This window comes from Bacillus sp. 1A, from assembly GCF_052682215.1.
In genome coordinates, this window is the sequence record NZ_JBQYLZ010000001.1 from 580,271 (window position 1) to 592,321 (window position 12,051).

Sequence of the window (12,051 nt, forward strand, 5' to 3'; positions counted from 1 at the left end):
CACATGGGATAACTTTTACAAATTCAATCCACCCTAATAAAAAAGAGAGGGGATTACATATGAAGAATACTGCCTTACTCATTATCGATATGATTAATGATTTTCAATTTTCACACGGACCCACCCTAGCCAAAAAATGCGAAATTATAACAAACCCTATTTTACAATTAAAGAAAACAATGAAATCCTTTGGCTACCCCATAATTTATGTTAATGACCATTATCAACTTTGGAGGTCTGATATTGACCAACTAATTACTCATTGTACAAATGAGTATAGTGAAAATATCATTCATAAGATTGCTCCAAATACTGATGATTACATTTTTATTAAACCACATTACTCTGCTTTTTATGAAACACCTTTAAATTCTTTATTAGGCTATTTAAAAATAGAAAATCTAATATTGACAGGAGTCGCCGGGAATATATGCATCCTCTTTACAGCTAACGATGCTCATATGAGAAATTATACACTGTATGTACCACAGGACTGTATTGCCTCTAATCATGATCAGGATAATCTGCATGCTTTAAAAATAATGGAAGCCACATTAAAAGCAAATATAGTACCGTCATCTCAAATAAAAATTAATTAATACATATATTTATTTTCTAACTTTTTATATCAAATTAACCCGCTCGCTTCCCTCCTGTGCTACAATAATTCTGTTTTGTGTTTTTAGTAGTCACGGTAAATCACTGATTGAAAGGAGGAAACAGCGTGACCGGAGTACCATTTATCACGGTTGAAGGACCAATTGGTGTTGGAAAAACCTCACTTGCGAAGGCAATTTCAACTCACATGCAACTCCACTTACTAAAAGAAATTGTTGATGAGAATCCTTTTTTAGGAAAATTCTATGAAGACATCGACGAATGGAGTTTTCAAACAGAGATGTTCTTTCTTTGTAATAGATACAAACAATTAGAAGATATTAACATAAAGTATTTGAATCAAAGGAAACCAGTAGTAGCGGATTATCATATATTTAAAAATTTAATTTTCGCATCCCGTACATTAAAGAATTCTCAATATGACAAGTACATGCAAATCTATCGTATCCTTACACAAGATATGCCTGTACCAAACGTTATCGTTTATTTAACAGCTAGCTTGGAAACATTACAAACACGAATTGCGATGCGCGGAAGAGAATTCGAAAAAAACATGGATCCAAATTACTTACTACAGCTCACAAAAGATTACGAAACAGCAATGGATACTTTTAAAAAGGATCATCCAGATATCCCAGTATTAAAATTTAACGGAGACGATATGGATTTTGTAAAAAATCCTGATGATTTAAACGTCATCCTATCCGCCCTTCAAAATACTCTCTTAAAGGAGTCGGAATAACAATGAATTTAAGGCAAAAATATGATATACCAAATGACGCAGTAATCACTATTGCTGGAACAGTAGGTGTCGGAAAATCAACTATGACAACTGCATTAGCTAACGCTCTAGGTTATCGCACATCATTTGAAAAGGTAGATTCAAACCCGTATTTGGACAAGTTCTATGCTGATTTCACACGCTGGAGCTTCCACTTGCAAGTGTACTTTTTAGCAGAACGATTTAAAGAACAAAAAAGAATTTTTGAATACGGTGGCGGTTTTGTTCAAGATCGCTCTATCTATGAAGACACTGGAATTTTTGCAAAGATGCATCATGAAAAAGGTACAATGACGGAAACTGATTATGAAACATACAAAGGTTTATTTGACGCTATGGTCATGACTCCTTACTTCCCTCATCCTGATTTATTAATTTACTTAGAAGGTTCTTTCGATGATATTGTTGATCGTATCCAAGAACGTGGACGTCCGATGGAACAACAAACACCAATTGAGTATTGGAAAGAGATGCATGGCCGTTACGAAAACTGGATTAATAACTTTAATGCATGCCCTGTTTTACGATTAAACATTAATGAATACGATATTTTAAAAGATGGTGATTCAATTGAACCAATCATTAAAAAAATTGGCCATTTTTTAAAACAAACACGTAAACTTGTAAAATAAAAAACCCGTGCATACGCACGGGTTTTTCTATTAAATTACTTCTTTTTTGTCGGAGCAATAATTTCACTCTCAGGTTTTCCAGCGTTAATACGCTGACGAACAGTACTTGTACTAATATCGTATGTTTCAGCAATCTCTTTAACAGTCATTTCTTTCCCGTTAATCACTGCTGTTAATACTTTACCTGTACGTTTTGGAGCTGCTTCTTTCTTTACAGCTGCTTTTTCAACTTTTTTTGGCGCCTCTACTTTTGTCGCAGTTTGCTTTACATCACAAGTGCAACCACAAAGTTTACGGAATGTATCATCGCTTATAATGCGTGACACATTTGCACCACTGTTTAAAATTCTATTGTTCTTACAGACAGGACATTGTACATAATATAAAGTTTTTCCATCTAAAGGAAACGTTTGTATAATAAGATCCATGTTGACTCCTTTCATATCTATGAAGATAATCATCGGAATATGAGTGTGTAATAAGGACAAAATCGCCTTACACCATACTTTATGATTGGTTTTAAAATAAAAACTCGTTACGTGTTGGTAACGAGTTCTCCAATCTCCACTTATATGCGCTGTTGTCAATTATATCTGGAGGAGGTAGAGGGATTCGAACCCCCGCGCGACTCTCGCCGCCTGTCGGTTTTCAAGACCGATCCCTTCAGCCAGACTTGGGTATACCTCCATATTGACATCAAATATAATATCAAAAGAAAAACAGTTAGTCAACCCTACTAAAATAAATTATGAGGAAAGGAAAATTTTACTTTTCCTCTCCTACATTATAGTACTGACAACGCTCATAATTACCAATCACTCATACCGATGAATGTTTATAAATTTACTTAATAACTGTTTTTCCTCCCATATAAGGGCGAAGAACTTCTGGAATTATAATTGTACCATCTTCTTGTTGGTAGTTCTCTAAAATAGCTGCCACCGTACGTCCAATTGCAAGACCAGATCCATTTAATGTATGAACATGTTCTGGTTTTCCGTTTGGCTCACGACGGAAACGGATATTTGCACGTCTCGCTTGGAAAGCCTCAAAATTACTACAAGAAGAAATCTCACGATATGTGCCATAGCTTGGAATCCATACTTCGATATCGTATTTCTTCGCTGCTGTAAATCCTAAATCGCCTGTGCACATGCTCATAACGCGATATGGCAACTCTAATAATTGTAACACGCGTTCTGCATCATTTGTTAGTTTTTCTAACTCTTCATAAGAATCTTCTGGTTTTACGAACTTTACAAGCTCTACTTTATTGAACTGATGCTGACGAATTAAGCCACGTGTATCACGGCCAGCTGAACCTGCTTCAGAACGGAAACAAGAGCTAAATGCAGCATATCGTATAGGCAGTTGCTCTTTATTTAAGATTTCATCACGGTGCATGTTCGTTACAGGTACTTCAGCTGTTGGAATTAAGAAGTAATCTTCACTTTCAATACGGAATGCATCTTCTTCAAATTTCGGAAGTTGTCCTGTTCCTGTCATACTTGCACGGTTTACCATATACGGAGGTAATACTTCTTCGTATCCATGCTCGTCAGTATGAAGATCAAGCATAAAACTAATTAAAGCACGCTCTAATCTCGCGCCAGCACCTTTATAGAATACGAAGCGGCTTCCTGTTACCTTCCCAGCACGCTCAAAATCTAAAATTCCTAAATCTGTAGCAAGATCCCAATGTGGTTTTGGTTCATAAGCAAATTCTTTCACTTCTCCCCAAGTACGTGCTACTACATTATCATCTTCTGTTTCACCAACTGGAGCAGATTCATGAGGAATATTCGGAATAGATAACATTAACCTTTCTAAATCTTCTTCAACTGTACGAAGTTCATTATCAAGATCTTTTACTTTTTCTCCAACTTCACGCATTTCTAGAATTAGAGCTTCTGCATCTTTCTTTTCGCGCTTCAATACAGAAATTTGTTGAGATACTTCGTTACGTTTACTTTTTAGTTCCTCTGTTTGAACAAGTAATTCTCTTCTTCTCGTATCCAGCTCTTCAAAGCGACCAAAATCAGTTAAATCTTCGCCTCTATGCTGTAACTTCGCTTTTACTTCTTCAAAATTTGTGCGTAAAAATTTAATATCAAGCATTATATACTCCTCCTTTTATTTTATAAAACACAAAAAACTCCCGTCCCTATATAAAGGGACGGGAGTTAACCCGCGTTGCCACCCTAGTTGAAAGCATTACCGCCTTCCTCTCAAGTAGAAATAACGGCTCTTCACCGGGAATGTTTACTAATCATAAAGATATTCCACATTCCATTCCAGGATGGATTCACAAACTGTTTCTATCGATTTCCACCAACCATCGACTCTCTATAAGAAACGGCATTTGTTACTACTTCCTATCAACACGCTTATTTTATAAAATTGTTACCATCAATTTACTATAATCTTATACAAGTTGCAAGTTACTTATACAACTTTTTTCATTTTCGCTTCTTTTACCATTTCTACAAAGTATGCTGTGACACGATGATCATCCGTTAATTCCGGATGGAATGAAGCAGCTAAAAACTGATTTTGTTTTACTGCTACCATTCGGTCACCATGTGTAGAAAGTACTTCAACATCATCAGCTACATTTACAACATACGGAGCACGGATAAATACACCAATAAATTCTTCTCCTACACCTTTAATTGAAAGTGCGACTTCAAAGCTATCTTTTTGGCGTCCGAACGCATTGCGTTCTACTGTAATATCCATAGCACCAATATGTGCTTCTTCATAGCCAATAAGTGTTTTTGCAAGAAGAATCATACCTGCACATGTACCAAACATTGGTTTACCAGACTTCGCGAATGTACGAAGTGGTTCCATGAAAGCATACTTATCAATAAGACGGCGCATTGTTGTACTTTCACCGCCTGGTAAAATAAGACCATCAATCTCTTCAAGTTGCTCTACACGCTTTACAACAACAGCTTCTGCACCACTTGCTTCAACTGATTTTATATGCTCACGAACTGCACCTTGAAGACCTAGTACACCGATTTTCACCATTTTAAAGTTCTCCTTCAATTACCATCCACGCTCTTGCATGCGTTGTTCTGGTAATAACGTTGAAATTTCGATACCTTTCATTGCATTACCTAATCCTTTAGAAAGGCTCGCAATTAGTTCGTAATCCTCATAATGAGTCGTCGCTTCAACGATTGCGCGTGCAAATTTCTCTGGATTTTCTGATTTGAAGATACCAGATCCTACGAATACACCATCCGCACCAAGTTGCATCATTAACGCTGCATCTGCTGGTGTTGCTACACCACCTGCTGCGAAGTTTACAACCGGCAAACGACCAAGGCGTTTAATTTCAAGTAGTACTTCATAAGGAGCACCAGTGTTTTTTGCATATGTCATTAACTCATCTTCACGTAGACTTGCAACTTGACGGATTTCTGCATTGACTTGGCGCATATGACGCACTGCCTCTACAATGTTTCCTGTTCCTGGTTCACCTTTTGTACGAAGCATAGACGCACCTTCTGCAATACGACGCGCAGCTTCTCCGATATCACGGCAACCACATACAAACGGAACTGTGTAATCACGTTTATTTAAATGGTATACTTCATCAGCAGGAGTTAATACTTCACTCTCATCGATATAGTCTACCCCTAATGATTCTAATACACGTGCTTCTACAAGATGACCGATACGGCATTTTGCCATAACCGGAATTGAAACAGCGCCCATAACTTCTTCAACGATTGTTGGGTCTGCCATACGAGAAACGCCACCTGCTGCACGAATATCTGCTGGTACACGCTCTAATGCCATAACAGCAACTGCGCCTGCCTCTTCTGCAATTTTTGCTTGTTCAGCGTTAATTACGTCCATAATAACGCCGCCTTTTTGCATTTCTGCCATTCCACGTTTTACACGTTCTGTCCCTGTTACATTTGTCATGTTACAAAAACCCCCCTAGGTGAATTGCTTTTCCCCGTTAAAGGCGAAAATTAAGAATACTCTTACATTCTACCACTAACTATCAGATGCTTGTCTACTACTTTTTCATAAAGTCGGTATGAAAAATAGGAATAAGAAAAAGCCCCTACAATGAGGAGCTTTTAAAACCAACCTTTTACTGTATCAACAGCACTATTCCATATACCACTAAAGAAAGAACCAATTCCGCGCATAGAGCGAGTAAACCAATTCGCTTCCTCTACTGCAGACGTTGTTACAAGATCTATTTGTAATGACTTACCAGATAAAAATCCAGGATCATTCGCATCTTTTGGTGTGATTACCATTTGGCCAAGTGCAGCTCCCTTTTTAATAGGTGCTTCTTGTCCCTTATTTGCTTCTTTTAATTCTGTTTTATAAACATCTTTACTTCCTTTTGGCACTGGAAGTGAAACAGCTTGTTTTGTTTGAACTGCTACATCTTTATCTTTAGCATTTTCTACTCGTACTGTTTCTTGTCCTTTTACTGAAGAATCTTTTTTATACATTTGCTTCATTTCAAAGTTAGCAAATCCATAATCATATAGCTTCTTTGTTTCATCAAAACGTGCTGTATGAGAACTTGTTTTAATAACTACAGAAATAAAACGCATTCCGTTTCTTTCAACCGTACCAGTGAAGCAATCCCCTGCTTCTGGAGTCGAGCCTGTTTTCAGGCCATCTACGCCATCATATTCTTTCACTAAGCCCTTTAACATCCAGTTCCAGTTCGACATTGCAAACTTCTCTTTTTCTGGACGGAATTCTTTTTTCGGGATTTTTGCTGTATCTAACACTTTTGGATAATCTTTAATTAAATGTTGTGCTAAAGTTGCAACATCCTTTGCAGACATTTTATTTTCTTCATCCGCTGTTGTTCCTTCAGGATGCATTCCCTTTAAATCTTTATTCGTTAAACCTGTAGAATTGACAAATTTATAATTTTTCAACCCTAGTTCTTTCGATTTATCATTCATCATTTTTACGAAGTCTACTTCTTTACCTGCAATTGCTTCTGCCAATGCAATTGTTGCACCATTTGCAGAAAAGATTGCCATTGCTTCATATAACTCTTTTACTGTATAAATGCCACCATTTTCTAATGCAACATTTGATAAAGAAGCATCTTGTGAAACTTTATACGCATATTCAGAAACCTTAATTTTTTGATCCCACTTAAGTTTTCCTTTATCCACTGCTTCATGAACTAAATATTCACTCATCATCTTTGTCATACTAGCAATTGATAATAATTCATCTGCATTCTTTTGATATAAAATTTTCCCAGAATTCGCTTCAACTAAAATTGCTGCACCTGCTTCAATGTTTAAAGCAGCTCCTGTTTCTGCTGATGCATTGCTATATGGTAACAACATACTACAAGCTAGTGTAAGCATTGTTACTAAAGCAATGAATCTTTTGCAAAACATACCTTTCACTTTTGCTACCCCCAATATCTATGTACTCACATAACCGTTATTCTAACATAATCAAAAAAAAATAGACAGAGATATCAAATCTCCGTCTATTTGTATATAAGACATTATAATGAGTAGTTTGGAGCCTCTTTTGTAATTTGTACGTGATGAGGGTGGCTTTCACGTAAACCAGCACCTGACATACGAATGAATTGTGCATTCTCACGTAAGAATTCTAAATTCTGCGCTCCGCAATATCCCATACCGGCACGTAATCCACCAACTAATTGATGAACTGTATCTGCTAAAGGTCCTTTATATGGTACTCGACCTTCAATACCTTCTGGAACAAGTTTTTTATTTCCTTCTTGGAAGTAACGGTCTTTACTTCCTTTTTCCATCGCTCCGACAGAACCCATACCACGATATACTTTAAATTGACGACCTTGATAAATTTCAGTTTCTCCAGGGCTTTCAGCAACACCAGCAAACATACTACCTAGCATAACAACGTGTGCTCCTGCTGCTAAAGCTTTTACCATGTCACCAGAGTACTTAACCCCACCATCAGCAATAACTGGAATACCGTGTTTACGAGCTTCTGTTGCACAATCATAAACTGCTGTTAATTGTGGTACACCCACGCCAGCTACAACGCGTGTCGTACAAATAGAGCCTGGTCCAATACCAACTTTAACTACGTTTGCTCCTGCTTCAATTAATGCTTTCGTTGCTTCAGCAGTAGCAACATTTCCAGCGATAATATTTAGTGATGGATATTTCGCACGAACTTCTTTTACTTTATCAATAACACCTTGAGAATGTCCATGAGCTGTATCAAGTACGATTGCATCTACGCTAGCTTTTACTAATGCGTCGATACGAAGCATAGCATCAGCCGTTACACCAACCGCTGCTCCGACTAATAAGCGTCCTTGCTTATCCTTCGCAGAATTTGGGAATTCAATTACTTTTTCAATATCTTTTATTGTAATAAGCCCTTGTAGTACACCGTTGTTATCAACGAGAGGGAGTTTTTCAATTTTGTACTTTTGTAGGATCTTTTCAGCTTCTTCCAGCGTTGTACCAACTGGAGCTGTAATTAGCTTTTCTTTTGTCATTACGTCGGAAATTTTGATTGAGTAGTCTTGGATAAAACGCATATCACGGTTTGTAATAATACCAACTAATTTTCGCTCGTCTAAATTATTTACAACCGGTACACCTGAGATACGGTATTTTCCCATAAGATGCTCTGCATCATACACTTGATGTTCTGGAGTTAAAAAGAAAGGATCTGAAATAACGCCACTTTCAGAACGTTTTACTTTATCAACTTGCTCCGCTTGTTGTTCAATAGACATGTTTTTATGAATAATTCCTAAACCGCCTTGACGAGCCATTGCAATAGCCATATCAGCTTCTGTTACTGTATCCATTCCTGCACTAATTAACGGGATATTTAACTGTAAGCTTTCAGATAAAACTGTTTTAACACTTACTTCTCTTGGTAGTACATCTGACTTTGCTGGTACAAGTAATACGTCATCAAAAGTCAAACCTTCTTTAACAAATTTAGATTCCCACATAATTGTTCCCCCCATGATACCAGAAATTATTATTAGTAGCTTATCAATTGGTTAAAATACTGTCAAGGACGTATATATATGTTAGAATTTTTAGACAATAAAAGGAGCGTAATATATGCATCAAACAAATTGTACTTGGCAGCAATTAAGTTTCTTCTTTTCATCTCAAAATGTACAACGTTATCTTGCCCGTTGCTATGAAAAATCCTCCATACAAGATGCTGAAAAAAAAAGTTTCGAAAATTGTTATCCCTTTATTTATTACTTAGAACACGGGAAAAATTATTATGAACTATATAAGGTAGCCCCCTTTTCGATTCAGCCAATGTTATTGTTTTATGGAATGAGCCAACTTTTTAAAGCTTGCTTACTAACTATTGATCCTAACTATCCAGAATCCACTACTGTTTTAGCTCATGGTGTTACAACTCGCAAACGAAAAAAACAGGGGTATCAATTTTTAGAAGATGAGGTGAAGGTACAAAAAAACGGATTATTTACTCATGTTGCAGAACAGCTGTTTCACATGAAACACTTAGAAGCAGAGAAGTTTAACATGCTAGATCTAATGGGAAATATTCCTGAATTACAAAATTTATTTCGCTATAGTCAAAGAGGGGCCACTTTATATAAAATCGATTCAACAAATACAAATGAACTTTCCTTTTCGGCCAACATACTAGATCGACTTCATATGACTACAGAAAGATTTTCACGTTACATTGAATCAACTTGTAAGCATTTATCCATACAACATGTCTCCGGGAAAACGAGCGGATCGAATCTGCTTTTTACAGCTCCTATCCAGTCGTGGAACCCTATATATAGTACGCCTTTATACTACGAATATCTTGCTGATACTTATTACTTACCAATTCCAATTGACCCGAGAAATCCTAAACCAGTATTACCTGAACTTCTTGTTCATTATTTATTGCTCTACAATTTAAGTATGATTTCTAGATACGAAACAGATTGGTGGTATGATTTACTTGGGAGCTATGGCTCTGAAGATTATCCATTTATTTATCAATTTCTTACTATTTCTGCTCAAAAAATCCCTTACTATATTTCGTCTTTTTTACTAACAGAACCGAGCCTATTTCATGGGAAATAAAAAAAACACAAGTCAAAAGACTTGTGTTTTTAGACCATCTTTTTCAATTTATTCCCATATTTCTGCAAGTGTCATTTCTTCAACAAATTTCTCTTTCATTTCTTTTCATGCCCCTTTCTATTTCAAATAACTATTTTATTATATTCCTTGCACTTTTAAATGAGACAAGCATATGTTATAGTATAGTGTTTCATCACTTATATACACTTCCTTTTTTCAAGAGTACATATTCGATATGTACTCTTTTTGCATTACTATAAAATAACACTTTTGTTCAATTTAGTAATTTCTTATATAATGGAAGTTAATTTATCCAGAAGGGACTGAATTATGCGCAGATATCAATATTTTTAATCTACCCATCACAACAACATAATGGAGGTAAAAGTATTGATTACAGAATTACAAGCACAAAGATTACATTTAAGACAAATGAAGGAATCTGATTCATTAAGCATGCTTAAAATATGGTCTAATCGTGACGTTACAAAATTCATGAATATAAGCAATTTCACTGATAAAAACCAAGCAAAAGATATGATTCATTTTCTCAATGAACTTGCTCAAAATAACAAAGCTCTCCGTTTTACTATTATTGAAAAAGAATCTAATCAAATTATCGGTTCATGTGGCTATAATTTCTTAGATTTCGAAAACTCAAAAACAGAGATTGGTTATGATATTTCGAAAACATTTTTGGGCAAAGGTTATGCTCCTGAAGCGATTTCTGCTCTATTAGATTACGCTTTTACACATCTGAAACTAAATCGTGTCGAAGCAAAAGTTGAACCTAAAAATGTGAACTCTATAAAAGTATTACAAAAATTACAATTCACTTTTGAAGGGACTCTAAGAAAAAGCGAAAAATCAGCTGGAAAGCTTATTGATTTAAATATTTATTCGAAATTAATAACCGATTAATTTTAATCACTCAGCCTATACTATATTTAAGTATAGGCTTCTTTAATTTTTATACAAAATTCAAATTTGGTCTTTATCAAAAACTTCAATATCATGTAAAACCTGCGTAAAGATTACTGCGATCCAAACTACCCACCAGATAAACGTTATATAATGCACTTGCAAATACCCGATTTGCGCAATACTTGCTTTCCATACGGCTTATGCTTGAGTGCTTGAGAAACACTAGACTTTTTTGATTTTTTCTCATATCAGTTGACCCCGTCCATTTCCCTTCACGTTCCCACTTCTTCTTGAGTTTTCCAACATAGGTAAAGCTACACTCATACATAATGCTGATTTCCTTATCTGGAATCCCCTCTTGATTTATACGATACGGTTTCTCTCCGTTCGATCTACTCTATTGAACTTTTACTTCATTTCCTTTTTACATTCTTCAAGAAAATCGATAGCCTCTTGAACCTGTTCCTTTGTTGAAAGTAATTCCATCACATTGCCCTCTGTGTTAAATACATGAATTTGTCTTTCCTTGTACTCCGTCCCTAACATCCCATCATCACCTAAAAGCTTTACGTTATCTTCCTTTTTCAAAACCTCGCTTTCTATTCAAAGTATTATTTTATAAACATATTAACTAGCAAAATAATTAGTATTATTAAGCTATTACTCCAATCATTCTATTTAATTTATACATATTTTAATAGTAAATCGAGGAAAGGAGGTTTTTATATGGCTGAGCATACAAAATGTGTATGTGAACAATTAGAAAGATTACAGTTAGGTACAGAAGTAGATGTTTTCCTTACAGGAACAACACTAGAGGATCTTATTTTTACTAACTTTAATCCAGATAATTTTTGTGTAACATTTGTAGACAACACAACAGAACCTGGCTCTATAATTGTTTTGGACTGTCGTGATATTCAAGCGCTTAGAATTGAAGCTGAGTAGAGTAAAGATGGGGCTTTGAAAAAAGCCCTATTTCATACAGCAT

General features: G+C 35.8%; 13 protein-coding genes, 1 tRNA gene and 1 other annotated feature. Of the genes, 6 read left to right on the forward strand and 8 right to left on the reverse strand.

The features are described from left to right. Nucleotides 1–59 precede the first annotated feature (59 nt). From ACUN0F_RS03220 to ACUN0F_RS03230, 3 genes are all read left to right on the forward strand, one after another. Nucleotides 60–599, forward strand: coding sequence for an isochorismatase family cysteine hydrolase (locus ACUN0F_RS03220; RefSeq protein WP_000798743.1), 540 nt, complete (start codon nt 60–62; stop codon nt 597–599). Between the two features lie 125 nt (nt 600–724). After that, nucleotides 725–1,360, forward strand: coding sequence for a deoxynucleoside kinase (locus ACUN0F_RS03225; protein WP_000148207.1), 636 nt, complete (start codon nt 725–727; stop codon nt 1,358–1,360). Nucleotides 1,361–1,362: 2 nt separating this feature from the next. After that, entirely contained in the window at nt 1,363–2,031 is a 669-nt protein-coding gene (locus ACUN0F_RS03230; RefSeq protein WP_001053583.1) for a deoxynucleoside kinase, read from the forward strand. A 35-nt stretch (nt 2,032–2,066) separates the two neighbouring features. Here ACUN0F_RS03230 and ACUN0F_RS03235 read toward each other — a convergent pair whose 3' ends face one another. The 7 genes from ACUN0F_RS03235 to guaB form a co-directional block, all read right to left on the reverse strand. Further along, a complete protein-coding gene (locus tag ACUN0F_RS03235; protein ID WP_000364198.1) occupies nt 2,067–2,459 on the reverse strand; it encodes a DUF3797 domain-containing protein in 393 nt (130 codons plus the stop codon). 166 nt (nt 2,460–2,625) lie between these two features. After that, nucleotides 2,626–2,718, reverse strand: a tRNA-Ser gene (locus ACUN0F_RS03240). 156 nt (nt 2,719–2,874) lie between these two features. Beyond that, nucleotides 2,875–4,149: a serine--tRNA ligase gene (serS, locus tag ACUN0F_RS03245; protein WP_000884184.1), complete on the reverse strand. Its 1,275-nt coding sequence runs from the start codon at nt 4,147–4,149 to the stop codon at nt 2,875–2,877. A 51-nt stretch (nt 4,150–4,200) separates the two neighbouring features. Then, nucleotides 4,201–4,422: a binding site (T-box leader), on the reverse strand. A 54-nt stretch (nt 4,423–4,476) separates the two neighbouring features. Beyond that, nucleotides 4,477–5,067 carry a pyridoxal 5'-phosphate synthase glutaminase subunit PdxT gene (gene pdxT / locus ACUN0F_RS03250; protein ID WP_000238774.1) on the reverse strand — a complete coding sequence of 197 codons (591 nt, stop codon included), beginning with the start codon at nt 5,065–5,067 and terminating at the stop codon, nt 4,477–4,479. Nucleotides 5,068–5,085: 18 nt separating this feature from the next. Continuing rightward, on the reverse strand, nt 5,086–5,973 hold the full coding sequence (pdxS, locus tag ACUN0F_RS03255; RefSeq protein ID WP_000186157.1) for a pyridoxal 5'-phosphate synthase lyase subunit PdxS: 888 nt from the start codon (nt 5,971–5,973) through the stop codon (nt 5,086–5,088). A gap of 161 nt (nt 5,974–6,134) precedes the next feature. Next, nucleotides 6,135–7,442, reverse strand: a complete 1,308-nt coding sequence (gene dacA, locus ACUN0F_RS03260; protein WP_152665133.1) for a D-alanyl-D-alanine carboxypeptidase DacA — start codon at nt 7,440–7,442, stop codon at nt 6,135–6,137. Nucleotides 7,443–7,555: 113 nt separating this feature from the next. Next, nucleotides 7,556–9,019, reverse strand: a complete 1,464-nt coding sequence (gene guaB / locus ACUN0F_RS03265; protein WP_000264076.1) for an IMP dehydrogenase — start codon at nt 9,017–9,019, stop codon at nt 7,556–7,558. Nucleotides 9,020–9,134: 115 nt separating this feature from the next. Here guaB and ACUN0F_RS03270 point away from each other — a divergent pair, with 115 nt between their 5' ends. Then, nucleotides 9,135–10,136: a YaaC family protein gene (locus ACUN0F_RS03270; protein WP_445539107.1), complete on the forward strand. Its 1,002-nt coding sequence runs from the start codon at nt 9,135–9,137 to the stop codon at nt 10,134–10,136. Nucleotides 10,137–10,526: 390 nt separating this feature from the next. After that, nucleotides 10,527–11,057, forward strand: coding sequence for a GNAT family N-acetyltransferase (locus ACUN0F_RS03275; RefSeq protein WP_097917074.1), 531 nt, complete (start codon nt 10,527–10,529; stop codon nt 11,055–11,057). A 411-nt stretch (nt 11,058–11,468) separates the two neighbouring features. Here the strand turns inward: ACUN0F_RS03275 and ACUN0F_RS03280 are convergent, their stop codons facing one another. Beyond that, nucleotides 11,469–11,648, reverse strand: a complete 180-nt coding sequence (locus ACUN0F_RS03280; protein WP_445540862.1) for a hypothetical protein — start codon at nt 11,646–11,648, stop codon at nt 11,469–11,471. Between the two features lie 138 nt (nt 11,649–11,786). On the opposite strand from ACUN0F_RS03280, the gene ACUN0F_RS03285 reads away from it, so the two are divergent. Continuing rightward, on the forward strand, nt 11,787–12,008 hold the full coding sequence (locus ACUN0F_RS03285) for a hypothetical protein (protein WP_000807684.1): 222 nt from the start codon (nt 11,787–11,789) through the stop codon (nt 12,006–12,008). The last annotated feature ends 43 nt before the right edge of the window (nt 12,009–12,051 follow it).

What these genes read in the sequence shown, in the direction of transcription:
- ACUN0F_RS03220 (WP_000798743.1), top strand. Translation starts at nt 60, where the DNA reads ATGAAGAATACTGCCTTACTCATTATCGATATGATTAATGATTTTCAA.
- ACUN0F_RS03230 (WP_001053583.1), top strand. Translation starts at nt 1,363, where the DNA reads ATGAATTTAAGGCAAAAATATGATATACCAAATGACGCAGTAATCACT.
- ACUN0F_RS03235 (WP_000364198.1), bottom strand. Translation starts at nt 2,459, where the DNA reads ATGGATCTTATTATACAAACGTTTCCTTTAGATGGAAAAACTTTATAT.
- serS (WP_000884184.1), bottom strand. Translation starts at nt 4,149, where the DNA reads ATGCTTGATATTAAATTTTTACGCACAAATTTTGAAGAAGTAAAAGCG.
- pdxT (WP_000238774.1), bottom strand. Translation starts at nt 5,067, where the DNA reads ATGGTGAAAATCGGTGTACTAGGTCTTCAAGGTGCAGTTCGTGAGCAT.
- pdxS (WP_000186157.1), bottom strand. Translation starts at nt 5,973, where the DNA reads ATGACAAATGTAACAGGGACAGAACGTGTAAAACGTGGAATGGCAGAA.
- dacA (WP_152665133.1), bottom strand. Translation starts at nt 7,442, where the DNA reads ATGTTTTGCAAAAGATTCATTGCTTTAGTAACAATGCTTACACTAGCT.
- guaB (WP_000264076.1), bottom strand. Translation starts at nt 9,019, where the DNA reads ATGTGGGAATCTAAATTTGTTAAAGAAGGTTTGACTTTTGATGACGTA.
- ACUN0F_RS03270 (WP_445539107.1), top strand. Translation starts at nt 9,135, where the DNA reads ATGCATCAAACAAATTGTACTTGGCAGCAATTAAGTTTCTTCTTTTCA.
- ACUN0F_RS03285 (WP_000807684.1), top strand. Translation starts at nt 11,787, where the DNA reads ATGGCTGAGCATACAAAATGTGTATGTGAACAATTAGAAAGATTACAG.